Annotated in this window: 20 protein-coding genes; 11 read left to right on the top strand and 9 right to left on the bottom strand. The window is 56.5% G+C overall.

Going from position 1 to position 24,901, the window contains the following annotated elements; translation table 11 throughout:
• Positions 1-3: 3 nt before the first annotated feature.
• Entirely contained in the window at positions 4-1,056 is a 1,053-nt protein-coding gene (locus PbB2_RS02685; RefSeq protein ID WP_192576127.1) for a phosphatidylglycerol lysyltransferase domain-containing protein, read from the bottom strand.
• A 121-nt stretch (positions 1,057-1,177) separates the two neighbouring features.
• Between PbB2_RS02685 and msrA the strand changes: the two genes are divergently transcribed.
• Together msrA and PbB2_RS02675 are read left to right on the top strand one after the other, a co-directional pair.
• The gene (gene msrA / locus PbB2_RS02680) at positions 1,178-1,831 is read left to right on the top strand and encodes a peptide-methionine (S)-S-oxide reductase MsrA (RefSeq protein ID WP_305790432.1); all 654 of its coding nucleotides are present in this window, start codon (positions 1,178-1,180) and stop codon (positions 1,829-1,831) included.
• Between the two features lie 15 nt (positions 1,832-1,846).
• Entirely contained in the window at positions 1,847-2,959 is a 1,113-nt protein-coding gene (locus tag PbB2_RS02675; protein WP_108983721.1) for an NAD(P)/FAD-dependent oxidoreductase, read from the top strand.
• Positions 2,960-3,061: 102 nt separating this feature from the next.
• Here PbB2_RS02675 and ald read toward each other — a convergent pair whose 3' ends face one another.
• A complete protein-coding gene (gene ald, locus PbB2_RS02670; RefSeq protein ID WP_108983720.1) occupies positions 3,062-4,147 on the bottom strand; it encodes an alanine dehydrogenase in 1,086 nt (361 codons plus the stop codon).
• Positions 4,148-4,260: 113 nt separating this feature from the next.
• On the opposite strand from ald, the gene PbB2_RS02665 reads away from it, so the two are divergent.
• Both PbB2_RS02665 and PbB2_RS02660 read left to right on the top strand, forming a co-directional pair.
• Complete coding sequence (locus PbB2_RS02665) at positions 4,261-4,731, top strand: Lrp/AsnC family transcriptional regulator (RefSeq protein ID WP_108983719.1); 471 nt, start codon at positions 4,261-4,263, stop codon at positions 4,729-4,731.
• Between the two features lie 8 nt (positions 4,732-4,739).
• Positions 4,740-5,609: a phosphodiester glycosidase family protein gene (locus tag PbB2_RS02660; protein WP_192576126.1), complete on the top strand. Its 870-nt coding sequence runs from the start codon at positions 4,740-4,742 to the stop codon at positions 5,607-5,609.
• A gap of 3 nt (positions 5,610-5,612) precedes the next feature.
• On the opposite strand, the gene PbB2_RS02655 is transcribed toward PbB2_RS02660, so the two are convergent.
• The 3 genes from PbB2_RS02655 to mutS form a co-directional block, all read right to left on the bottom strand.
• The gene (locus PbB2_RS02655) at positions 5,613-6,809 is read right to left on the bottom strand and encodes a DUF2891 domain-containing protein (protein WP_238164817.1); all 1,197 of its coding nucleotides are present in this window, start codon (positions 6,807-6,809) and stop codon (positions 5,613-5,615) included.
• An 11-nt stretch (positions 6,810-6,820) separates the two neighbouring features.
• Positions 6,821-7,876 carry a substrate-binding domain-containing protein gene (locus PbB2_RS02650; RefSeq protein ID WP_238164816.1) on the bottom strand — a complete coding sequence of 352 codons (1,056 nt, stop codon included), beginning with the start codon at positions 7,874-7,876 and terminating at the stop codon, positions 6,821-6,823.
• 184 nt (positions 7,877-8,060) lie between these two features.
• A complete protein-coding gene (gene mutS, locus PbB2_RS02645; RefSeq protein WP_108983716.1) occupies positions 8,061-10,703 on the bottom strand; it encodes a DNA mismatch repair protein MutS in 2,643 nt (880 codons plus the stop codon).
• Positions 10,704-10,834: 131 nt separating this feature from the next.
• On the opposite strand from mutS, the gene PbB2_RS02640 reads away from it, so the two are divergent.
• Entirely contained in the window at positions 10,835-13,120 is a 2,286-nt protein-coding gene (locus tag PbB2_RS02640; RefSeq protein ID WP_108983715.1) for an NADP-dependent malic enzyme, read from the top strand.
• A 17-nt stretch (positions 13,121-13,137) separates the two neighbouring features.
• Here the strand turns inward: PbB2_RS02640 and PbB2_RS02635 are convergent, their stop codons facing one another.
• Both PbB2_RS02635 and PbB2_RS02630 read right to left on the bottom strand, forming a co-directional pair.
• Positions 13,138-14,256 (bottom strand): hypothetical protein, encoded by a 1,119-nt coding sequence (locus PbB2_RS02635; RefSeq protein WP_108983714.1) that lies wholly within the window; start codon positions 14,254-14,256, stop codon positions 13,138-13,140.
• Positions 14,257-14,555: 299 nt separating this feature from the next.
• A complete protein-coding gene (locus tag PbB2_RS02630) occupies positions 14,556-15,824 on the bottom strand; it encodes a TadE/TadG family type IV pilus assembly protein (RefSeq protein WP_108983713.1) in 1,269 nt (422 codons plus the stop codon).
• 308 nt (positions 15,825-16,132) lie between these two features.
• On the opposite strand from PbB2_RS02630, the gene PbB2_RS02620 reads away from it, so the two are divergent.
• Genes PbB2_RS02620 through PbB2_RS02600 form a run of 5 tightly spaced genes read left to right on the top strand, consistent with a single transcriptional unit; the run spans position 16,133 to position 22,706 of the window.
• Complete coding sequence (locus PbB2_RS02620; RefSeq protein ID WP_108983711.1) at positions 16,133-17,740, top strand: alpha-amylase family glycosyl hydrolase; 1,608 nt, start codon at positions 16,133-16,135, stop codon at positions 17,738-17,740.
• 11 nt (positions 17,741-17,751) lie between these two features.
• On the top strand, positions 17,752-18,582 hold the full coding sequence (locus tag PbB2_RS02615) for a phytanoyl-CoA dioxygenase family protein (protein WP_108983710.1): 831 nt from the start codon (positions 17,752-17,754) through the stop codon (positions 18,580-18,582).
• Positions 18,579-19,736, top strand: a complete 1,158-nt coding sequence (locus PbB2_RS02610; protein ID WP_108983709.1) for an alcohol dehydrogenase catalytic domain-containing protein — start codon at positions 18,579-18,581, stop codon at positions 19,734-19,736. Before PbB2_RS02615 ends, PbB2_RS02610 begins: the two co-directional genes overlap by 4 nt.
• On the top strand, positions 19,720-20,511 hold the full coding sequence (locus PbB2_RS02605) for an alpha/beta hydrolase (RefSeq protein WP_238164815.1): 792 nt from the start codon (positions 19,720-19,722) through the stop codon (positions 20,509-20,511). The genes PbB2_RS02610 and PbB2_RS02605 overlap by 17 nt, the downstream gene beginning before the upstream one ends.
• A 2-nt stretch (positions 20,512-20,513) precedes the next feature.
• On the top strand, positions 20,514-22,706 hold the full coding sequence (locus PbB2_RS02600; protein ID WP_108983707.1) for a GH92 family glycosyl hydrolase: 2,193 nt from the start codon (positions 20,514-20,516) through the stop codon (positions 22,704-22,706).
• A gap of 104 nt (positions 22,707-22,810) precedes the next feature.
• On the opposite strand, the gene PbB2_RS02595 is transcribed toward PbB2_RS02600, so the two are convergent.
• A complete protein-coding gene (locus tag PbB2_RS02595; RefSeq protein ID WP_133245688.1) occupies positions 22,811-23,434 on the bottom strand; it encodes a hypothetical protein in 624 nt (207 codons plus the stop codon).
• A gap of 152 nt (positions 23,435-23,586) precedes the next feature.
• On the opposite strand from PbB2_RS02595, the gene PbB2_RS02590 reads away from it, so the two are divergent.
• Entirely contained in the window at positions 23,587-24,204 is a 618-nt protein-coding gene (locus tag PbB2_RS02590) for a TetR/AcrR family transcriptional regulator (protein ID WP_238164814.1), read from the top strand.
• A 27-nt stretch (positions 24,205-24,231) separates the two neighbouring features.
• Here the strand turns inward: PbB2_RS02590 and idi are convergent, their stop codons facing one another.
• A complete protein-coding gene (gene idi / locus PbB2_RS02585) occupies positions 24,232-24,861 on the bottom strand; it encodes an isopentenyl-diphosphate Delta-isomerase (protein ID WP_238164813.1) in 630 nt (209 codons plus the stop codon).
• Between the last annotated feature and the right edge of the window lie 40 nt (positions 24,862-24,901).

Raw genomic sequence — 24,901 nt, 5'->3', positions numbered from 1 at the left:
CCGTTACATCGGCCTATTAATCAACAGGGTCGCTCGTGCCAGCGCCACGAAATGGGAGACACCCTTTGGCGCGGCCAGATAGACGTCTTCCCACTCAGGATGGAACTTGTTCTTAAAGCGACGAACACCCTGAAAATTATACAGTTTCTCACCATGCTCAAACATGAGTTTGGCCAGATTGGTGACCACTGGTGAACTGCTGCACGGCTCGACACCCGCCAGTGGGGAGGTGTTGAGGTCAAACGCCTGAAAGCCCTGAGCCTTGGCCCACAAGAAGAGCTCCGCGAACAAATAATCCATCACGCCATTGGGCGCATCGCTGCCATAGCGCATCAGATCAACGCCGAGACGGGACTTGTCTGCTGTCGGCCACAAACAGGCAAACGCAACAATATGACCATCGGCGGCGCGCACCGTGGCCAAAGGCAACCGGTCGATATAGTGCACATCAAACCGTCCGAGGCCAAAGCCTTTTTCGCCACCAACTTGGTGGGAGAGCCACTGGTCGGAAATTTGCTGGAGGCGCGCCAGATTAGCCCGCACCGCGCCAGGGCCTTCGATCCGCACTGAAAACTGGTTCTTGATGTGACGGTTGCGATGGGTCCGGATTACTTGACGCTGTTTGCCCTCTAGCGAGAAATGGGTCAGGTCAAGGATTGCCCGCTCGCCTGTCTTCACACGGGTCAAGTTTAGGGCCTCGGCAATCGGGTCAAAAGCCGGTCCCACTCCATAAAATGCGGGCTTGGCGCGGCGCTTGTGTGCGAGGCTGATAAAGCGTTGGGCCAGTGCTAATGCCTCTTCGGCTTGACCAACCGGTGCGCCCAGCGCCAGCCACGTACGTCCTTTGGCGGCATAAGTGATGAAACTGCGACCGGACGCAGAAAACAATAAGCGTTTATCTCCGACCAAAGCGGCATTGGCCTGAGGATCGCAATAGGTTGCGCGCAGAAGGATCGCATCGGCCCTTGCCAGATCACCTTCGTGCACATGCAGTCTCGGCTTGTGCAAACCAAACCGGCGGGGCAGCAATCTTGAGGTGGCAAGTTCGGCTGTCATTCGCATCCTAGTCGGTTTGTCAGATTGTGCTTAATCAAAGCCTGATACGCAACCTGAAAGACGCATTTTGCGTAAACGATCATGATACCTATATCTAGGAAAGCTCAGGAGTGACCCTATGCTGTTTTCGGTAAAGAAGAAATTACAATTGCCAGCGGCTCACGAAGCTTTGAAAGGCCGTGCTACACCTATGCCGGTTCCGGCGCGCCATTTCGTCAACGGCCGTCCGTTGAAGGGTCCTTGGCCAGAGCACTTAAAGACCGTGACTTTGGGACTTGGATGTTTCTGGGGGGCAGAGCGCAAGTTCTGGCAAACCGCCGGGGTATATTCCACGGCTGTTGGTTATAGTGCAGGTCTAACCCCCAATCCCACCTATGAGGAAGTCTGCACCGGAATGACGGGTCATAATGAGGTGGTTTTGGTGGTTTATGACCCCGCAGAGTTGACGCTTGAAGCATTGTTGAAAGTGTTCTTCGAGAATCACGACCCAACCCAAGGGATGCGCCAGGGCAATGATGTCGGCACGCAGTATCGGTCTGGCATTTATGTGAACGACGGGCATGATTTGCAGGTTGCCGAAGCCGCCCGTGCCCAGTATTCAGCAGCCTTGGCAAAGTCGGGCTATGGCCCGATCACCACTGAAATCATGCTGGCCCCGGAATTCTATTATGCTGAAGACTATCACCAGCAATATCTGGCCAAGAACCCCGATGGCTATTGCGGTTTGGGCGGCACCGGTGTGGTTTGTCCCATCGGTACAGGCGTTACCGCTTGATTGGATGATGTCTAAATGACCGACACCGATGTGATCATCGTCGGTGCCGGTGCGGTGGGTCTTGCGGTTGGCCGGGCATTAGCCAGCCGCGGCCAGCAGGTGATTGTGCTGGAAAAAAATGACCGCTTTGGCGAGGAAACCTCCGCGCGCAATTCCGAGGTAATCCATGCTGGCATGTATTATCCCACGGGCAGTTTGAAGGCCCGCCTATGTGTAGCTGGCAAGCATGCCATGTATCAGTTCTGCGCTGAGCGGGGTATTTCGGCGCGGGCATTAGGCAAATTGATCGTTGCCCCACGGCCAGAGGATTTGCCAGCTCTTAAGGTCATCCATGATCGTGGCCACGCCAATGATATTCCAGACCTGGAGATTATCGGCCCAGAGCGAATTGCCCAGATGGAGCCTGAAATTGTTGCCGCTGCAGCCATCTGGTCGCCTTCCAGCGGCATTGTCGACAGCCATTCCTATATGTTGGCTTTGCTGGGTGTGATTGAAGATCATGGCGGGGCATTGGCCAGGAATGCCCCCTTCTTGAGTGCTGTGCCGATCAAGGGCGGCTTTGAGGTGCGGGTCGGCGGTAACGAGCCTATGACGTTGACAACCCGCCAGCTCGTTCTGTCGGCAGGCCTATGGTCTACCCAAGCAGGTCGTGCGGTTGATGGACTTGACCCGGCCTTGGTGCCCGAAACCAAATTCGCCAAAGGCAATTATTTCACCTATGGCGGCAAAGCCCCCTTCAAGCATTTGATTTATCCGATGCCGTCAGTCGGAGGACTTGGCATCCACGTGACACCAGACATGGCGGGCCATGCCCGCTTCGGGCCGGACGTTCAGCCAGTCGAGACATTGGACTACCGCGTTGATGAGACCCGAAAATCGATATTTGCGGCTTCGATCCGTGCCTATTGGCCCAAGCTCGATGAAAGCCTGATGCAGCCAGACTATACCGGCATCCGGCCAAAGATTGGCAATGCGCTGACCCAGTTTGAAGACTTCCGTATTCTCGACCACACTGTCCATGGGCTCGAGGGTCTCGTCTGCCTGTTCGGGATTGATTCACCGGGCCTGACCTCATCCTTCGCGATTGGCGAGGAAGTTGCCCAAAGGCTGGGTCAAAGCGCGCTTTAATTCACGAGTTCCAAAAAAGGCGCAGCATAAGCTGCGCCTTGATCGCTGGTGTCACCCACGACAATCAGGCACCACAGGCCCTTCAAGTCATCCTATCCGACCCTAGAGGCCAAGGGCTTCTTTAACCGCGTCATGCATGATCTTGCCTTCGCGGACATTAAGGCCCAGCGCAAAACCTGGGTCTTCGGCCAAGGCCTGATCCACACCCTTATTGGCCAAGGCCAGCATATAAGGCGCGGTCACGCCATTGAGGGCATAGGTCGAGGTAAGGGGTGCCGCACCCGGCATGTTGGCAACGCAATAATGCACAACCCCGTCCACCACATAGGTCGGGTCAGCATGGGTGGTGGCACGCGAGGTCTCAAAGCAGCCGCCTTGGTCGATGGAGATATCGACCAACACCGACCCATCCTTCATGCGTGAGAGCATGTCGCGTGTGACGAGTTTAGGAGCCGAGGCCCCTGGGATCAGCACCGCACCAATTACCAGATCAGCCTCAATACAGGCTTCTTCCACGGCGTCTGGGGTCGACATTAATGTGGTGACCATGCCACCAAACTGACGGTCAATGGCGACCAGGGCAGCTTTGGAGCGGTCAAATACCGTTACATCTGCGCGCATACCATGGGCAATCTCGCACGCATTGAGGCCTGCAACACCGCCGCCCAGAATGACAACCTTGGCCGGGGCCACGCCTGGCACCCCACCCATCAACTTACCCAGCCCGCCCTGAGGTTTGAGCAGACAATGGGCACCAACTTGGGTCGCCATGCGTCCGGCGACTTCCGACATTGGGGCAAGCAAAGGCAGACCACCGTCACGGCCGACCACTGTTTCATAGGCGATGGCCGTGCATCCCGATGCCATCAAGGCCTTGGCTTGATCTGGATCGGGGGCCAAATGCAGATAGGTGAACAGAATATGGTGTGGCTTCAATCGGGCGCACTCGATTGGCTGGGGTTCCTTGACCTTGACGATCATGGTGGCAGCCTCAAACACCGCATCGGCGTCGGGCAGGATCTTGGCCCCCACTTTCTCATAGGCGGCATTGGCAACGCCAATACCGGCCCCGGCGTTGGATTCCACAAAGACCTCATGCCCAGCACTTACCAATTGGGCAACAGTACCCGGGGTTGCGCCAACGCGGTTTTCCTGCGGCTTGATTTCCTTGGGCACACCAATCTTCATAGCTATCTCCTGTGTTATGACACGCTAACACGATTTGAGTGGCGGTTCTGCGCAATCTTGCCGGGGCTATCGACATTTGTTAGAGGAAAACCCGGCAAATAAGGTGATTTTTGATGGAAACCGTTGAGCTTGATGATAAGGACCGCGCATTGCTTCGCTTTCTGCAGCGTGATGGGCGCGCCAGTATTGCCGCGCTGGCAGACAAAATTGCCTTGTCAGAGAGCGCGTGCCGTCGCCGGATCGACATGTTGGAGAAGGCGGGTGTGCTTGAGGGCTATCGGGCAGAACTTAATGCATCCCGACTTGGGTTCAGCCTTACCGTCTTCGTCTCCATCGCGTTGGGTGCTCAGACGGACAAGGATTTGGCGGCCTTTGAAACAGCTGTTCGGGCGGCTCCGGAAGTTTTGGAGTGCTGGCTCATGACCGGGGATTCAGACTATCTATTGCGAGTGGCAGCTCGCGATGTGGCAGACTTGGAGCGTATCCACCGCGAGGTTCTCACCCGTCTACCCAGCGTCGTCAGGGTCAATACCGCGATTGCAATGCGGGCCGTATCACCTTTGCGGGGGTTGCCAATCCGATGAACAGAGCCATGTCCTCTCTGGCCATGAGTGCCAGCCTTGTCCTTGCCAGCTGTGCAGGTGGCCCACCCTTGTCCAAGGGCAAGCCCTTTGACTTGACGCCGCCCCAACAGCGGTTAGCTCCGGGCATTCAATTCAGCCAACGCCTGTGGCCCGGCCCCGTGCCGATGCAGGTTAGCATCGTTGAGGTTGATTTGACCACGCGCGATCTTGGTCTTGTTGTGGGCGGTATAGCCGCAGATGCCAAGGGTGAGTATTTGTCGCGCACCACTTCCAGCTTTGTGCGTGACACGGGGGCGGTGGTTGCCATTAATGGCGGCTATTTCAGCCCGGTCGTAAATGCCGAGGGTCAAGCCCTGGACGCGATTGGCTTTTCCAAATCAGGCGGCTTGTTGCAATCCCCGCCCAACACGGCACAAACTGCGGGTATGGCCACGGCTGTGGTATGTTTCAAACGGCGCGAAATTGCCATTCTCGCAACTTTTTCGTGTCCTGATCGTTTCACAGATGGGCTTGCTGCGGGGCCGATATTGGTGGCGGCCGGCAAGGTGGTGACCGATGTCAAAAACACCACGCGCCATCCCCGGTCCGCCATAGGCATGAATGCGCGTGGTGACAGGCTTTGGCTCATCACCATTGATGGCCGCCAACCAGGCTATAGCGAGGGGGCAAGTTTTGAAGAGACCGCCCGCATCCTCGTGGCCTTGGGGGCAACAGAGGCCCTTAATCTCGATGGTGGCGGATCTACGGCCCTTGTCGCCCGCGATGGCAGTGGCAAACCCCGCCAACTCAACCGCCCAATCCAAGGCGGCGTTCCCGGCCGCGAGCGACCAGTCGCCAATCATATTGGTGTCTTTGAATTATCGCGTCCGATCCGATAAGCGCTAGTGGCCTGGATGCAGACCGCGTTGGGTCACCAGATAAGTGGCGAAAGTTCCCAGCCAGTGCCCGCCCTCATAATGTTCACCCGTCACAGCAGGCAGCGCCACATCACGATGAGCTTTGGCGGCTGCCAGCAAAGCAAGTCGGCGTGGATCAGTGGCAGGCAGACCACTGGCCATCCCTTCCAGCATCCACGCACGTGACAGGTTCAAACCATCGGTATGGGCCAACTTGCCATCGGTGCGATCAGTCACGATGCCAACAGGCAACCAATCCGGGCGTGCTTGGGTCGGGATGCCCGGCAAGGCGGTCCGAAGCCACCGCGCATAGGCCTTGGGGGCCAGTACACGTCGCATCAAATCCGCTTCGCCCAAGCAAGCCGACACAAAATCCTCTCCGCCCGGTTCAAACCGCAGCGGACAATCCTTGTCTTGGCCAAAATAGGTCATGGCGCGTTCATCAATCAGGGCAATGAATGCAGTATCGCCTGCCTCCACGGCCCAATCACGCGCCAGCCCCAAGGCAAAAGCCGTCTGGGAATGTTCCCCCACGCGCATCGGTGTGCGCAATTTCGGCAACCAGCTCTTAAGCTGGCCTGCCGCTCGCTGCTCAAGCGGAGCATAATCGGCCACCCAAGGGGCAATGCTGGCATCCTGCTTGGCCCATTGGCGCAATTCCGCCCCCAATTGCAGCATCCACGCCAGACCATAAGGGCGCTCAAAACTCGCCCGACCCGGCCCATTCATATAAGCAAGTTCAGCCTCCAGATTGGCCTTGGTCAGACTTTTACCCAATGCCGCACGGGCTGCTGGACTATAGCTGGCTGTTGGATAGAGCCTTGCCAAACGCGCCAGCAACCAGTGGCCATGAACCGAGGAATGATGGTCAAAACAGCCATAAAATGCGGGTGTTAGCTGGCTGGGTGTGCGGGCGTCGTCCGGCCCGTTCAGCACATGAGCAATCTTATTGGGATATTCGGTATGCACGCAGGCCAATGCCAGAGCTGCAAAGCGGCCTGTGGCATCTTCAAAACTGGCAGCTTGTGCGGAAAACGGGGTCATCAGGGCAAGCCCAAGTGCGAAGGACGACAGAACAGGAAGGCGCATCCCCCCATCTGCCTTACCTTTGGTGCCAGAGGCAAGTCCTACTTTTCGGGTGGCTTCATCACCGGCCCCAAAAGCGGCTCTGCGCTGATCCACGGAGGTAAGCCCTACTTTTCGGGTGGCTTCATCACCGGCAAAGTGCGCGTGACCTCGAAATTCGCTGCCCGCTCCTCTGGATGCAGTGGCACCATGCCACGCGCGCGCAGATAGCCGCGCAGTCCGGCCGCATGATCCGACAGAAGTTCCATCGCAAATTCCTGCAGGCCCGGCACCACGCCAACATTGGCCTTCTTCACATAAAAATAGAGCGAGCGTGACGCGCCATAATCGCCACTGATGATCGCCTCGGCGGTTGGAATAACCCCACCAATCGGGGCTGCTTGAAGGCGGTCCATGTTTTCTTCAAACGACGAAAAGCCAAAAACGCCAAACTGCTCAGGCGAGCGCGTTAAGGCTTGGACGATCAAGCTGTCATTTTCGCCGGAATCCTTCCACGCGCCATCTTCGCGCAAGGTCTGGGCGCGCTTTTGGAATGCCTTATCATCCTCTTCCTTCAAGGCCTTGAGTTCAGGCACTTCTTGGGCACCTTTGGCCATCACCAATTCAGCAAAAGCATCCCGCGTTCCTGATGTTGGCGGCGGGCCCATCACATCGATTCTGATGTCTGGCAGATTGGGATTGATCTGGCTCCAACGTGTGTAAGGGTTTGGCACAAAAGCCTTTTTGACCGGGTCGTAAATGTCCTTAGCCAAGGCTTGATAGATTTCCAGCTTGGTCAGATTAACCGGGGTTGCAGCCTTTGAATTGGCAATCACAATTCCATCATAGCCAATTTTGACTTCCACAATGTCGGTCACGCCATTTTTCTGGCAGGTCTCATACTCACCCTTTTTGATCCGGCGTGAGGCGTTGGAGATATCGGGAAAGCTTGGGCCGAGCCCCCGACAGAAGATTGAGAACCCTCCGCCCGTACCCGTTGATTCCACCCGCGGGGTCTTAAACCGGCCACGGGCTGAAAATTGTTCCGCCGCTGCCGCCGAAAACGGAAACAATGTCGACGAGCCCACGACCGCCACCCGATCGCGGCCATCGCTGCCTTGGCAACCAGACAGAGCAATCGCCCCCAAAGCAAGGATCGACAGGCCAAGATGCATGCGTGTCATGATGGAATTCCGGAACTATCGGGCCACGACGGCCAGCATAAGGTCAAAGCAGGCAGAATGGCCAGGATCAGCCCCAAAAGTGTCCACGCCCCTGTTGCGGCTCGCTCTAGTCGCAGCTTATGACATCCACGCTTCAATAATGTGACAAATTGACGACAAACAGGATCATCCTGCGTCGGTGCTGCTAGAGCATCTTCTTCAGCGCATAGAGATAATCCAAGGCCTCACGCGGGCTGAGGGCATCTGGGTCTAACTCAGCCAAAGCTTGTTCCACGGCGCTGGGTGGGCTGGCGATCGGCTCAGGGTTGGCAGTTGCAAACAAGGGCAGATCATCCAAAGCTTCCCGGCCCTGGCCCTGATTTTTCTCCAGCCGCGCCAAAACAGATTTGGCGCGTGCGACGGCACTGGGCGGTAGCCCAGCCAGCTTGGCCACCTGCACACCATAGGATCGATCCGCGGGACCCTCGACCACTTCGTGCAGGAAAACCAGATCACCTTTCCATTCCCGCGCCCGCAAACTGGCATTTCCGCACGCCGACAAGCGGCCACTTAAGCTGGTGAGTTCATGGTAGTGGGTGGCAAACAGCGCCCGACATTGGTTGGACTCGTGGAGATGTTCGGCCACCGCCCACGCGATGGCTAATCCGTCATAAGTTGAGGTACCCCGCCCAATCTCATCAAGAATGACAAAGGCGCGCGGCCCGGCACGGTTCAAAATGGTGGCTGTTTCGACCATCTCCACCATGAAGGTCGAACGGCCCTTGGACAAATCGTCCGAGGCTCCAACTCGAGAAAAAATCCGGTCGACCAAGCCGATGCGCGCGGATTCGGCCGGCACGAAAGAGCCTGCTTGGGCCAGGATAGCCAGAAGCGCATTCTGACGCAGGAAAGTTGATTTACCGGCCATATTAGGTCCGGTAATCAAGGTTAGGCGTGACGCGCCGATTCCTTCTGCATCCAATCGGCAGCTGTTGGCGGTAAAAACCTCACCGGCTTTGCGCAAAGCGGCCTCTACGACCGGGTGACGACCGCCAACCACCTCAAAGGCCAGACTGTCATCCAGAACGGGTCGCACCGCATCCACTTCCACCGCCCAGGCAGCAAGGCCAGCTGCCACATCCAAGGTCGCCAAAGCGTCAGCAGCGGCACGCAACCCGCCGCTTTGGGCGACCACATCTTCCACCGCACTCTGCCAAAGTTCCAATTCGCGCGCCAAAGCTCGTTCCGATGCGCGCGCAATTTGGCCATCCAATTCCATCAGCCGTGGATTGGTAAAGCGAATGGCACTTGCAGTGGTTTGTCTGTGAATGAACAGCGCGTTGAGCGGCGGGCTCATCAAGGCCTCAGCCTGTTTCGGTGTGGCTTCGATGAAAAAGCCCAGCACGGCATTGTTTCGGATCTTCAGTGGCAGGCCAGCGGTTTCAGACACTTCCGCCTGCAAATTGGCCACAACTTGGCGCGCATTGGTCGAAAGCAACCGGATCTCATCCAGTACTGGGTCAAACCCCGCAGCAATGAAGCCGCCGTCGCGGGTCAACAAACCGGGCTCCGGTACGATCATCGCCATCAGTTTGTGGGCCAAGGTGGCTAAGTCTGGCTGATGGATCAGACTGATGGCCTGTTGGGCGCCATGCAATTCCGCCGGCAAGTCAGGGGCCATGCGGGCGGCAATCTGATCACCTTCTGTCAAAGCGATGGCCAAGGCGCGCAAGTCCCGTGGGCCACCCCGCCCCAGTTCAAGTCGTGACAAAGCGCGACTGACATCGGGAATCCGGCTCAAGCTGTCGCGTATCATGTCGCGCTGGTCGCTGGCCGCCACCAGAAAGGCTACTGAATCGAGGCGTTGGCCAATGGCGGTGAGATCCAGCAAGGGTCGGCCGATGCGCTCTGCCAAAAGTCTGCCGCCCGCTGCCGTCCGTGTGCGATCGATGGCGGCCAAAAGTGACCCTTCCCGGGTGCCCCGCTGGGTCCGGTCTAGTTCCAGGCTCAACCGTGTGGTGGCATCGATGGCCATAATGCCCGCCGTCTCCAGTCGCCGTGGCGGGGTCAAACGGGGGGCAGCCCCGGCTTGGGTCAGGATGATATACTCATAGACCAGGCCGAGCGCGATCAGCTCGGCCTTGGCGAAGCTGCCAAATCCGTCGAGTGTTTGAACAGCGAAACCCTGCTCCAGACTGCGCGCAGCCGACCGGGCATCAGCAGTCTTGGCCGGTCGTGGCGTCAACGTACCCGACACTGCTGCCATCGCCTTCACGCTCGCCTTGTCAAAATCGCTGTCGATGATGACCAGTTCTCCGATTGACAATGCAGCAGCTTCATCGATCAGGCGCTGGATGGGGGCTGACATCACAGCAAATTCACCAGTGGACACATCAGCCCATGCCAAGGCCGCTTCCAGCCCGCCAGCAGCAAAAGCCAGACCCGCCAATCGGTTGGCGGCACGGGGGTCGAGCAAAGCCTCTTCAGTCAATGTCCCAGGCGTGATGATACGCACAACATCGCGCCGGACCACGGCTTTGGAGCCACGCTTGCGGGCTTCCGCGGCGTCTTCGGTCTGATCGCAAATGGCGATTTTGAAGCCCTTTTTGACCAATTTGGCGATATAGGCGTCGGCAGAATGGGCTGGGACGCCTGCCATAGCGATATCTTCGCCCTGATGCTGACCCCGTTTTGTTAATGCAATGTCGAGGGCCTCAGCTGCGATCCGCGCATCATCAAAAAACAGTTCGAAGAAATCCCCCATGCGGAAGAACAGCAACGCATCGCGATGCTGCTCTTTGGCGGCCAGATATTGGGCCATGACGGGGGTGGTGCCAGTGGCGATCATGGAATGGCTTTAGCTGCGGATTCTGTGGCTGGCAAAGTCTCAAAGCCGAATTTCAAAGTAGACACACGTTGATCCGGCTCCCGGCCCGGTCTAGCAAGGAAGAAATCGCACAGCGAGGGACAGTTTTTCTGATGAGCAGCGAACGCAAGACCTTCACGGACCAGGAAGCCCTTGATTTCCACAGCTTGCCGACGCCGGGGAAAATATCGGTTGTTGCATCCAAGCCGATGGCAACCCAGCGGGATTTATCGCTGGCCTATTCGCCAGGCGTTGCGGTGCCTGTGTTGGCCATCGCGAAAGAGCCTGACACTGCCTATGACTACACGTCAAAGGGCAATCTGGTTGCTGTTATCTCCAACGGCACTGCGATCCTCGGTCTGGGCAATCTGGGCGCATTGGCATCCAAGCCGGTCATGGAAGGCAAGTCGGTCTTGTTCAAGCGATTTGCCGATATTGATTCGATCGACATTGAGCTTGATTCCACAGATTCTGAAGACATCATTCAAACTGTCCGCAATATTTCGCCCAGCTTTGGCGGCATTAATCTGGAAGATATCAAGAGTCCGGAATGTTTCATCATCGAAAGCCGATTGAAGGAATTGTGCGACATTCCGGTCTTCCATGATGATCAGCATGGGACGGCGATCATTGCGGCAGCAGGCTTGATCAATGCATGCGCCATCACGGGGCGTGACTTCAAGGACTTAAAAGTGGTGGTCTCGGGGGCTGGTGCGGCAGGGCTGTCCTGCATCTCGCTGATCAAGACCATGGGTGTTCCCCATCAGAATGTCATCGTCTGTGACCGTGATGGTGTGGTCTATCGCGGACGGGAAAAGGGTATGGACCAATTCAAGTCCGCCCATGCGGTTGATACGCCGCTTCGGACATTGGAAGAAGCAATGAAGGGGGCAGATTGCTTCCTCGGTTTGTCGGCCAAGGGCGCGGTGACCCAAGCCATGGTGGCCAGCATGGCTCCCAATCCGATTATCTTCGCGATGGCGAACCCAGATCCTGAGATCCGCCCAGAGGAAATCATTGAAGTCCGTGGCGATGCCATTATTGCGACTGGTCGGTCCGACTATGCCAATCAGGTCAACAATGTTCTGGGCTTTCCCTATATCTTCCGTGGTGCTTTGGATGTGCGCGCCCGGACAATCAATGAAGAAATGAAGCTGGCAGCTGCGCGGGCCCTTGCCGAATTGGCACGCGAAGATGTGCCCGACGAAGTGATGGCGGCTTATCATGGTCGCCAGCTAAAGTTTGGCCCGGGCTATATTATTCCCACCCCCTTTGACCCCCGCTTGATTGCAGCCATTCCACCAGCGGTGGCGCAGGCCGCGATGGATACGGGCGTGGCGCGCAAGCCAATTGAGGATATGGGGGCTTATCGGGACCGTCTGGCCCAGCGCCTAGACCCGACCGCCTCCCTGCTGCAAAGCCTGCAGGAAAATGTCCGCGCAAACCCGAAAACCATCGTGTTTGCCGAAGGCGAAGACCCTGCCGTGATCCGGGCAGCCTATCAGTTTGAACAGTTGGAAATGGGCAAGGCCATCCTGATCGGGCGGGAAGAGCAGGTTCGTCGCAATAAAGCACTGGTGGGTGTGCCTGAGGATTCAGGCTTGCAGATCTTTAATGCGCGGCTGTCGGATCGTAATGTCGATTATACCGACTACCTCTATAAGCGCCTACAAAGGCGCGGCTATTTGTTGCGCGATTGTCAGCGCCTGATCAATCAGGATCGCAACGTGTTTGCCGCCACAATGGTGGCGATGGGGGACGCGGATGGCATGGTGACGGGGACAACCCGGACCACCAATCAAGCCTTGGGTGAGGTTATGCTGGCCATTGATGCGGTCGCGCGAACGAAACCGATCGGCCTGTCAGTCCTAATTTCTAAAGGCCGCACCATATTTGTTGCCGATACCAGCGTCACCGAAATGCCCAATGCCGAAGACCTTGCGCGCATTGCCATTCAGGCGGCTGGGGCAGCCAAGCGCCTGGGCTTTACCCCGCGCGTGGCTTTTGTTGCTTATTCGACATTTGGCCGACCCATGGGGGAGCGTTCGGAAAAATGCCGCGAGGCAGCTGCCATTCTCGACCGGATGGAAGAGATTGATTTTGAATATGAGGGCGAAATGTCAGTGGGTGTGGCGCTGAGCACCGATTCCCATCGCCTCTATCCCTTCTCACGCTTGTCCGGGCCGGCCAATGTGCTGGTTATGCCGGCTATTCACTCGGCACGGATTTCTACAGATTTGGTGGAATTCCTGGGCGGAGCTACGGTGTTGGGTCCGATGATGGTTGGCTTGCGTCATCCGGTGCAAATTTGTTCGCTCTCAGCGCCTGTGTCCGAGATTGTTACCTTGGCCACTTTGGCGGCTTACGACGTCAATCCTGTTAACCCGGTCAAACGCTGAAACGGTCCAATCTTTGGCTACCAAGCCTGACCTGATATTTGGCGTGGGGCCAGGCCGGTTTCAAACTCGATCAGAATATCGCGCAATTCATCGGCCGATGGCGTCTCGTCTGCGCCCCGTCTGAAGCGATAATTCCAGAACGAGATGATATGTGAAATCACACCCATAGAGTGGCCAAGATCGAGGAAAAACAACGGCGCTTCCAAGAGAAAGCGGCGAAAAGCTGCTGTATTGCCGCGCTGTACCAGATCGGCAAACGCATCATCATACAAGGCCAGAACCCGGCTACAATTGCGGGCAGCTTCTCGGATTCGTTTGCGGATTGAGGTCTTTAGCTGGCGGATTTCCTCCCGCGAGGTCTGGTCTCCCCGACCAGCCGGCTTGATCTGGTCCATTTCCTGCGTGACGCGGATCAGGCCTTGGACCATTTCGGAGAATTGCCATTTGTAATAGATAAAGCCCTTCCAGCTGAAGATGCCTTGGGTGAACTGGTCGCCATGAAGGCCCAAGGTTTCGCGCAGCGGGTCCAAACGTGTATCGGCATTGGCAGACAGAAGTGCATCTGCCAGTTTCGACACCATACCGGCCCCGCCACCACGTCCACCATTGTCAAATGCCATGCGGATCAGCGGAGCCATCTCGGCTGTGGTGAAGCTCTGCATGCGCGACGTATCAGCCGGCGAGATGGTAAAATAGCATTCAGCCGGTTGGTGGTGATTGCGGCGCAATTGCTCGCGAACCAGAAAAGGGTCCAGCGATGGCAAATCGTTGAGCATGCTCAGGACCGCAAAATCCCGCTCTAGTTCCAACTCGCGATAACCGACAAGGTCGCAAATGGCCTGTCGATAGCCCTTCTGATTCACAAAGATCGATCGACCGCCCAGCTCGAGATCATCAAAATCGAGTGGGAAGATGATTTTAGTGGCCACTGTGGTCGAACCGGGCAACAGATATGCTTCATCCCGCCGCAGACGGTGCTTTACCAAAATCGATCGGTTCAACAGATCATCGACGAATAGGGGGGCTTGTTTGCGCATCGGGTCGTCGCGATAGCGCTTAGCGACCAGATTCAGGTTCAGCACACGGCTTGTCGATCCTGTCGTGGCTAGCGCAGCCAGATTCCTGATCCCCGACATGGATAGACTTTCCCCACACGCGCGCCGCAATTCCGACCGTGCTTTTTTAAGGAGAGAGCATAAAGTTCCGCCTAAGCGATTTGCTAAAATTGAAATGAATTCAGGGAGAATGTCCCTATAAGCTGAGTATTGCGCCGCAAAAAGCAAAGAATCGGACGATCAAAGTTAATGTTTTTTCACTACAAAATTTGGCGTTTAAATCGAATGTATTCAGTCGACCCCCATACCAAGGCGCACCTTTATCTCGCACCTCGCTCAGCTTGTAAAAAAGCTGAAAAGCCACCTTTAATGGGTGGACGCTACTGCCGTAGTCGGGTTGGTGAGTTATTGGGAAGATTATTGCCAACGCCCATCGGCACTGGCACACCCGATCCGGCATAATCAGTGTTGATTACCAGGCGCGCGTTGCGATCCATTTCGATCCTGCGGGCGACAATCACGCTCCATTTTGAGTCTTCAGCAACCGTGCCGGTTGCATTTACGACCAATGGCGCATTGGGCAGGTAGATTGTGCCCAAGAGTTTGTCGACAAATGCCGACGAAATCAGCATGGTGTCGTCAGTGTCGCGCGTAGCGACCATCAAGAAGCCCGCCCAATCTCCCGTGGTTCGGCCGGTAAGCGAAATTTGCGAATTGCCTGTCGCTTGAAGCGAGTCATCATCAAAGATCAAAACGACATTATCACCGGTTAGGATGCCAGAGCCGCTCAGAACCAGATCCTCACAGAAATAATGTTCGCCCGGTGCCAGAACCAGTTTGGCATTCCCGGTTACTGTAATGCCACCCTCATGCACCCCGGCGGTCAGCGTTGCAGTGGTCGTGCCGCTATAGGTTTTGTCGGCCTCGCTGTTCTCGCAGGCATCTTCCCGTTCAATTCGGCGGCTGCTGAATGGGTCACCGATCGCCAACGCGCCGCTGTTTGCAGTTGGCGAGTAGCCGGTTCCACTTGCCGTTTGCGTCGCTTGAATAGTCCCGGCGACAATCCGGGCTGCGCCTGCTGTCACTATATTGCCATTGGCGTGGACCAAACAATTGTTGGCAACGATATTGCTGTTTGATTGGGCGCGGAGACCGCGAAGAAGGTCGCCATTCATCTTTGGCATGGCCAACACGCACATTGGTTGCTGGTTCAATGTCTCGGCAATAGCGCGCACATTGATGACAAAGCCGCCTGGCGGCACCAGATTTCCAAAGAATGAGCCGCGAACGCCTTCCCCAATAACTTCGAACGTACCATTCGGATTTTGCCTGGCTGAAAAGCGCATGCGGATACGCGGCGACAGTTCGGCCACCTGTTCGAAAGCAAAGTTTGCAGCAAATTCAGACGGATTACGAGCGCTGCTGCCGGCGATAGAGAGTTCGCGGGCCCCTGCCAGCGCAGCCGAATCCACTGCCGCTTGCATCAACGCTTTTTCATTGGCCAAAGCGGCCATTTCCACAACAATGACGACAATTACAGACAAAGGAATGGCCGCAAGCCCGGTGATCAGGGCAAGATTTCCCCGCTCAGCCTGACGATTGTGATGCTTGCGCTGCCAAATCACGGCAATTCCTAACCAATTTTTCAATAGCTCCCACGTTCACACCATAGAAAGATGTAGAAATCGTATAACAATCGTTAGTGAAATTAACTTTTCGCTTTGTCCCTGCCATTGGTGCGAAAACATGCGCAACTTTGGGCGCTTGGGCCTAAAAAATGGGCATGCTTTCAGGGAAGGGGGTGCCCAACGACGGGCGGCCTTAGCTTTGGCGTGTAAGATCACGATAGTTTTTCGCAAGCTTTGTGATGGCATCAACTATCCCGACCATGGCCTTGGCTCGATAGACTACAGACCAATCAATTATTGAGTTTCAGCCAGCCAAACGACGGCGAGTCATGGAATCTTCGGCAACACAGTGGTGGCGCGGGGCTACCCTGTATCAGATTTACCCGCGCAGCTTTGCCGATTCCAACGGCGATGGTGTCGGTGACTTGCCTGGCATAACCGCCCGCTTGGATTATATCGCCGGACTGGGCGTCGACGGGATTTGGTTATCACCTGTGTTTGCCTCGCCTCAGCGCGATTTCGGCTATGATGTCAGCGATCACTGTGCGATTGATCCCTTGTTCGGCACACTCAATGACTTTGATGCCCTGGTCCGGCGCGCCCATGATTTGGGCCTGAAAGTTATCATCGACCAAGTGTGGTCCCATACAGCGATTGAGCACGCCTGGTTTCAAGAAAGCCGCCAGGATCGCACCAATCCGCGTGCGGACTGGTATGTCTGGGCCGACCCCCGACCAGATGGATCATGCCCGACCAATTGGCAAAGCTGGATGGGCGGTGGAACTTGGACATGGGAACCCCGGCGCGGGCAGTATTATCTGCATAACTTCCTGCCGCAGATGCCGGACCTCAATTTTCATTGCCCCCAGGTTCAAAGTGCAATTCTTGATATTGCCCGCTTCTGGTTGGATCGCGGCGTGGATGGTTTTCGGCTCGACACCGTGAATTATTATTTCCACGACAAAGCCCTGCGCGACAATCCACCCAAGCCGGGTGATACGCCAGCGACCATGCAACGTCATATTTACAATATCTGCCAGCCCGAGAATTTAGCTTTCTTGGGCCGTATCCGTGACGTGTTGAACCAATATCCAGGACGGTTCGCAGTTGGGGAGATTGGCTCTGACGATAACCTAGCCCGTATGATTGACTATACAGCCGGGGATCAGCGGCTCCATACCGCTTACTCGTTTGAGCTTCTGAGTGACCGGTGCGATCCGGCGCACTTTCGTCAGGCCATGCAGGCTTGGTGCGAAGGGGTCGGCACAGCGGCTTGGCCATCATGGGCTTTGAGCAATCACGACTGTATCCGGGTAGCAAGCCGATGGGCGCTAAGCGCCCCGCCCGACCAGATTGCTCGGTTTGGGTTGACCTTACTGGCCGCACTACGGGGAACAATTTTCCTCTATCAAGGGGAAGAATTAGGCTTAACCCAAGCCGATCTGGCATTTGAGGACATAGTTGACCCCCTTGGGAAAGCCAATTGGCCCGCTAACCCCGGCCGCGATGGCTGCCGGACCATCATGCCCTGGACCCGTGACGATCCCTACCAGGGCTTTTCGACTCAAACACCTTGGCTGCCAGTAATTCCAGCCCATCGTGATCTCAGCCGTGATCAGCAAGATAGCCGTCAAGGATCTGTTTTATCCCATGCCCGCAGGGTCATCGCCTTTCGGCAAGCTAGCCCGGCGCTGCGTTTGGGCGACTTCACTCTGGTTTACGAGGACGATGCTTGCCTGATTTTCCGGCGCGTGCATGGGGATGGTGCTTGTCTGGCGGGCTTTAATTTCTCGGGGGTATTGCATCGCCTCGATATGTCGCTGCCAGCGGACATACAGCCTCAAATCAGCGTCGGGGCAGTCCGCATCACGCCTCATGCCATCAGTCTTGGGCCTGTGTCAGCTTTCATCCTCTCTCTGCCGGTTTCACCTCTATAAGGACACCTGTCATGACGACATTGCTCGAGCCCGTATCCGTTTTGGATCGACCCTATGCTTTGACCGCAGCGCAAAAGCGACAATTTGGGCAGGATGGGTACATCCATCTTAAGTCCGTGCTCCCTCCAGATGTCTTGGCTGACTATGGTCGCGACATCACGAGATTGACCATTGAATTGTCGACCCAGACCAAGCCTTTGGAAGATCGCACCACCTATGACAGAGCTTTCCTCCAAGTCATGAACCTCTGGGAGCAAAGTGAGCGCGTAAAGGCTTTTGTCCTGGGCAAAACCTTGGGAAGACTGGCAGCGGATTTGCTAAATGTGCGGGGCGTGCGCCTCTATCACGACCAATCTCTCTACAAAGAGCCCGGCGGTGGCATAACGCCCGCCCACGCAGATCAATACTACTGGCCCTTGGCGAGTGATCGCACGGTCACGGCATGGGTTCCCCTGCAGGCGGTTCCGCTCGACATGGGACCGCTAAGCTTTTACGCGGGCAGTCAGCATGAGGCTTTTGGTCGCGACCTTGGCATCTCGGACGAGAGCGAGGCGGCCATCACTGCCATGATGGAGGCCCGGCAATTTGACTTCATTCAAAAGCCATTCGATCTGGGTGATGTCAGCTTTCATCTCGGATGGACCTTCCACAAGGCCGGGGCCAATACGTCCTTAACCCCGCGCAGCGTGATGACGATCATCTACATGGATATCGATATGGTGCTGCAAGCCCCAACCAATGGCATGCAGGAGGCGGATTGGGCTCATTGGTGCCCCGGTGCAGAAATTGGGAAGCCGATCTCAACACCTAAAAATCCGATCATCTTTGAGCGCGCCACATGACGGAAAGAGCGTCCATTGAACCCCGGATCGGTCGTGCAGCGATTACCGACGGCAAGGGTGGCTTTGTCTTGGACCAGATCGAGGTGCGTCCGCCGATCGGCGATGAAGTTCGCATCGTCATGGGGGCGGCTGGCATCTGCCATACCGATCATGCTTCTTTGTCTTGGGATGGTCCGTTGGTAGCTGGGCATGAAGGTGCGGGTTGGGTTGAAGCGGTGGGGCCGCTGGTGGCTGATTTGGCACCGGGCACCCCGGTCCTTCTCAACTGGGCTATACCTTGTGGCCAATGTGTCCGCTGCGAGGCAGGTCAGGCCAATATCTGTGAGCGCACACATGGGGTTGATCCAGTGGCTCATGGAAGTAGCCGTGCGGGTATTGGGCACACGCTGTGGCGTGGCAAATCCATTGAGCGTGCCTTCAATCTGGGTACTTTCGCTGATTATACGCTGGTTCGGCGCGCGGCCGTGACCAAGATTCGTCATGACATTCCCTTGCAGCAGGCCTGTATTCTGGGCTGTGGCGTGATGACCGGGGTCGGTTCTGTACTCAATATTGCCCAACCAAAGCCAGGCGACAGCGTGGCTGTGCTTGGGTGCGGCGGGGTTGGTTTGTCAGTAATTCAGGGTGCGCGCCTTGCGCGCGCTGGGCGCATTATTGCCCTCGACATTCGGCCTGAAAGTCTTGCGCGCGCGGTTCAGTTCGGCGCGACGGACGCCATTTTGGTCAATCCCGATGATGTCGACCATCATGAGAAAATCGAAGCGGTCAAAACCCTGACTCTCGGGCGCGGTGTGGACTTTGCGTTTGAAGCCACGGGTGTGGCAGCCCTTGCCTTTGTGCCGTTACGACTTGTTCGCAATGGCGGTACGGCCATTCAGGTTAGCGGCGCGCATGGTCCGGTTGAAGCCATTATGCCGCATTTCTGGTGGGATAAGCGCTATATCACCCCGCTCTATGGAGGCTGCGATCCCGATCGCGACTTCCCCCGCCTCATGGACTGGGCCGCCTGTGGTGACATCGACTTGCCAGCCATGATTTCCCGCACCTATGCTCTTGACGAACTTGGGGAGGCCATCTCCGATATGTTAAGCGGGCGGACTGCTAAAGGCGTCGTCGTCTTCGAAGAGGGGGCGCATCTTGTTCCCTACCTTTGAGCAGGCCGCCATGCCTGTGCAGACCGAGGGGCTCGTACAGGTCACGGTGAAAAGCTCGGCCCTGGGCCGCCGTGGCGACATTACGGCCTATATTCCCGACGAGCTCGCTGGATGTTCCGAGGCACCCATCGTCACTTTGCTGCACGGCGTCTATGGATCGCATTGGGCCTGGGCGTCCAAAGGGCAGGCTCATCTCACGATCAGACGGCTGATCGCTGTTGGGGCTATTCCACCCTGTCTGGTTTTAATGCCTTCTGATGGCTTGTGGGGCGACGGCTCGGGCTATCTTCCACATCAAGACCACAATCCAGAGGCTTGGATTGTCGACGAAATGCCTGCTTTAGCTGCCCGGCTAACGTCGGCTTGTACAGCGACCTCCCCACATTTCCTGGCAGGTCTTTCCATGGGCGGCTTTGCAGCGCTGCGGCTTGGAGCCAAATATCCAGACCGTTTTGCCGCAGTGAGTGGTCATTCCTCTGCCACCCATCAACATCATCTCACCGCGATTATCGAAGAAACGGCAACGGGTTGGAGCCAAGCCCCCGTCGATCTTGATGTTTTGACAGCCATTCGCATGGCCACAGGACCCTTGCCGCGCCTGCGTTTTGATTGTGGTGTCGACGATATCTTTATCTCAGCCAATCGGGCGTTGCATATGGCGCTTCAGGACGCGGGTATTTCCCATGTCTATGAAGAACTTCCCGGTGGGCATGATTGGGATTATTGGCGTACCAATCTTGAAAGGTCACTCTTGTTTTTCTTGGGGAGAGACTGAACATGATCCATCGTGCCAGTGCGTGGTCCTTGTCCATGCTTCTCCTTCTCCTCCACGCGCTGGGATCAACAGTTCAAGCCCGTACGCTCAAGCCGGTTGATTTTGTTGACCCCTTTATTGGCACTGATGGCACAGGGCATGTGTTTCCGGGCGCAGTTGTGCCATTTGGGATGGTAGCGCCTGGTCCTGATATGGCAGACAGGGGCTGGAGCTATTCCAGCGGCTATCAGTATCAAGCGCGCTCGATCATGGGCTTTTCAAATACCCATATCAGCGGGGCAGGCATTGGTGAGCTGGGCGATGTGCTGCTGCAACCCCGCGCCGGGACAAGCTGGACCTCAAGTTCAACTCAGTTTCGCAGCGGCTTTGACAAGGCAAGCGAACAAGCCAGTCCGGGCTATTATGCGGTGACATTGACCGACCATCAGGTACGGGTGGAGTTGACCGCCGGGCCCCGCGTAGCCATCCAACGCTACCGCTTCCTCAAAGGCACACGTGCTCAAGTTTTGCTGGACCTCCAGCATGGCATCTTGTTTGGCGAAGGGCCGCGCGTTGAACGTTCCGAGGTTGCACAAGCAGCAGACCGAGGTGAGATTAGCGGCACAATATGGTCTAAGAATTGGGTCACGCGGCAAGCATCGTTTGTGGTTCAGTTTGATCGGCCCATTCGTCGCATCACAACTCTGCCACCTCGCCCAGGGGATAAGGCACCCCGCCTATTGTTGGAATTTGGCCTTGGCGCATCGCGAACCTTGGAAGCTCGGATTGCTTTATCCACAATTGATGTCGCAGGGGCGAAGGCCAATCTGGCCGCTTTTGGCACGCCGCGGTTCGAGGCGGTCCATCAAGCGGCGCGACGGGCTTGGTCAGAATTGTTGGACCGGGTGGAGATCAGCGCGGGAGCGCGTCAGAAGCGGATCTTTTACTCCGCTCTCTATCGCACCTTAATTCATCCCAGCGATATTGCGGACGTAGATGGGCGGGTTAGAGGTCCGCGCGGACAGATTATCGCCACCAAAACAGGACATTATTATAGCACTTTGTCGCTCTGGGACACATTTCGCGGGGTGCACCCATTGCTAACCCTTGTCGCGCCGGAACGCGTGGATGGCATGGTTCAAACCTTACTCGAGCATCATGACCAGCAGGGCTATTTGCCGCTATGGACTGCTTGGGGGCAGGAAACCTGGACGATGATTGGCAATCCTGCTTTGCCCGTGATTGCTGATGCAATGGTCAAGGGCTTCAAGGGATTTGATCACCAGCAAGCCTTGAGGGCCATGGTCGAGACCTCGACCCGGCCGCGTCCCGACGCGCCGGCATGGGCGCAGCGTGATTGGACGGCTTACGAGCGATTGGGTTATGTGCCGTTCGATTTGGCCCCAGGCGAAGCTGTGTCCAAGAGCCTTGAATACGGCATTGGCGATGATGCCGTGGTTCGGGTGGCCCGGTTGCTGGGACAAGAGGATATCGCGGCACGTTTCGCTAAGCGTTCCCAAGGCTATCGCTTGTTGTTTGACCCCGTCACGCGGACCATGCGTGCCAAGGATCAGGCCGGAGCATGGCGCACGCCCTTTGACCCCTTGGTGCCAACATCGCCGATGAATAATCCTGGTGATTATACCGAAGCCAATGCTTGGCAATATACCGCCACACCGGCCCTGCATGATGCGGATGGATTTGCCGCTTTGCTTGGTGGGCCGACGGAATTGGGTGATTGGCTGGACGTGTTCTTTTCGTTGCCATCCCTCGGTGATAACAAGCATTTGGGGCAAGAGGCGATGATTGGTCAATATGCCCATGGAAACGAGCCCAGCCATCACATCGCATGGCTTTATGCCTATTCCGACCGACCCCGTAAGGGACCGGCGATGGTTGCGCGGATCGCGCGTGAATTTTATTCTGACCAACCAAACGGCATCATTGGCAATGATGATTGTGGCCAAATGAGTGCGTGGTATGTGTTCGCAACACTCGGCTTTTATCCAGTTGAACCGGCAAGCGGTAGGTTCACGTTAGGTCGGCCTTTGGTTGCGTCGGCGCGCCTACATTTGCCACACCGCCGAACGCTGCAAATCACCCGACGCGGTTCCGACGAAGCCATACGCCTGAATGGTTCGCATGTGGTTGGTCCCGAAGTCGCCTATCTCGATCTGATGGACGGCGGCGCGTTGGACTTTCCTGCTGAGGATTAAGATGGGGTTGTTTTGGCGCAGGCTCTCTTCAAGCCCTCCCTGAATACTCTCATCTCAATTTAGGTGCCGTCGGCGCTGGCGTGTCTATCGAAGCGCAGTCGGGCCTAAACGCCAAGACCGATTTGGGTCAGAGCCGCTGCAAGGGCGAGGACCAAAAAGGCCGTCACCCGCGGTCCGGCATAGAGACTAAGGATCGATTGGGTCGGGAAAGAGAAGGTCACCGCGGTTCCCAATTGCTTTTCTGGATGGGCAGCGAGGAAGTCGGGATGGGTTGCCAAAGCCACAAGATCTCGGCGGCTGCGATAGCGCATCAGGCCAAACAAGGTCCAGCCTGGGTCATTCGGCGTCTTCCAAGCATCAATGTAACCGCCGACTTTGCGTCCAACAATGGCAGGCAGGCCCCCGCGCGAGATCAGGATCGGCAGAAATCGCCGACTGTATCGGTTCAATAAGGTAACACCTTTGACAGATCGGCCTGACCGGGGATCGATAACGTGCCCCATCTCAGCCTTGACCACGTTGAGCATGTGGAATTCGCGACCGTCATCCTGTTCCAGAAAGGCGCGCAAGACAGCCCGGCTGTTGCCTGATTCCTCCAGCCGAGGGCCAACCGCTTCGAGAAAGCGGTCGATCTCTTGTGGCTTCAGAGGTCCACGCCAATTTTCATACCAGAAGAGAAATGAGAGATAGAGGCCCAAAGCGACACCCCAAATCATCCATATCAACATGCCACCTCCCGATCCGCGATCCTTCCGCAGGTTGTCCGCACAATGATTATTGGCTGCAGGAATTGACACTTATCAAGCCAATATCTGGCGGACAAGACGTCTAACTGGAGGTGCGCCTTGCCATTTCATCACTTTCCGGCAACACAGGGATCATGTCACAGGCTTCACCACCCATAGTCGCGCTGGTTTCTGACGCGCCCGGAGACGGACGGCGAGCCCGCAGCCAAACCAGCCGCGACAAGATCGTGGCGGCTGTGCTGCAATTGGTCAATGATGGCGATTTGTCACCCAGTGCTGCGCGGGTTGCGGAAGTGGCCGGTGTTGGTTTGCGATCGGTTTTCCGCCATTTCGACGATATGGATACACTGTATCGGGAGGTGAGTGCGCGGGTTGTGGCCGAAGTCATGCCGATGTTGCGTGAGCCCGTGCTTGGGGCGACCTGGAAAGAGCGGCTGGACAATGTCATTGAGCGCCGGACAACGATTTTTGAGCGGATTCGCCCTTTCAGGCTGTCTGCTAGCTTCAAGCGTTTCCGATCCGCCTTTTTGACAGAGGAATATAGGCGGACTTTGCAGCTGGAATTTGCCACCATTGAAAACCTTCTGCCGCCGCATGTGCTTGAAGATGCCTTGGCAAGTCGCAGCATAAAAATGATGCTTAGTTTTCAGAATTGGTGCGGTCTGCGCATGGATCAGGAATTGTCGGTTACTGAATCCCGGCAAGTCGTGCGGCAATCTTTGGCAGCAATACTGGCCAATCTGGGTGATTAAGGGCGCTGCCAGCGGGCTTGGCAGCGTCTAAAGGTTAAGTTCGTCCCAGCGTGACAAATAGATCATAAACCAAGGCGCATAACGATCGGGATTGGTACGCGCGTCGGCCTTTAAGGCCTCAACTTCAACCCAGGCTACAGCGGCAACTTCGTCGGGATCAAGGCGGAATGGTAAATCGGGCTGTGGCACATCAGCCCGATAAACTTGCACGCGCTCATGCTCGATCAGGCCATCGGATACCGCTGCGCGGTAGTCGAGAACCTGGGTGGGAACCAAAGTCAGGTTCAAGCCCAATTCCTCTTGCAAACGTCGCGCCGCGCTCGCATCCAGGCTTTCGTTCCAATGCGGGTGGGTACAGCATGTGTTGGCCCATTGGCCGCCGCAATGGTATTTAGATGCAGCGCGCTGTTGGATCAGTAGCCTGCTGCCACAGAATACAAACACCGAAATCGCCAGATGTAGTGTTCCGTCCTGATGGGCCTTGAGCTTGCCGATCGGAAACAATGTTCCATCCGCGCCAATAGCCGGAATGATCGGCTCGTCTGGGACTGCCGGTCGCAGTGGGTCACACACAGATGCTGCTTCTGCATACATGGTGGCATCTCCTAAGGCGGTGTTTGCTGGGATAGAAACAAGAGAAACTGAAATCATCGTCATGTTCGAGGAAGCTGCGTCAAGGCGATCTCGCCTGTTTTCG

The sequence above is a fragment of the Candidatus Phycosocius bacilliformis genome (assembly GCF_003112735.1).
Taxonomy (GTDB): Bacteria; Pseudomonadota; Alphaproteobacteria; order Caulobacterales; family Aquidulcibacteraceae; genus Aquidulcibacter; species Aquidulcibacter bacilliformis.
The sequence above is the reverse complement of the archived record's forward strand: the minus strand, read 5'-3'. Positions and strand labels throughout refer to the sequence as shown.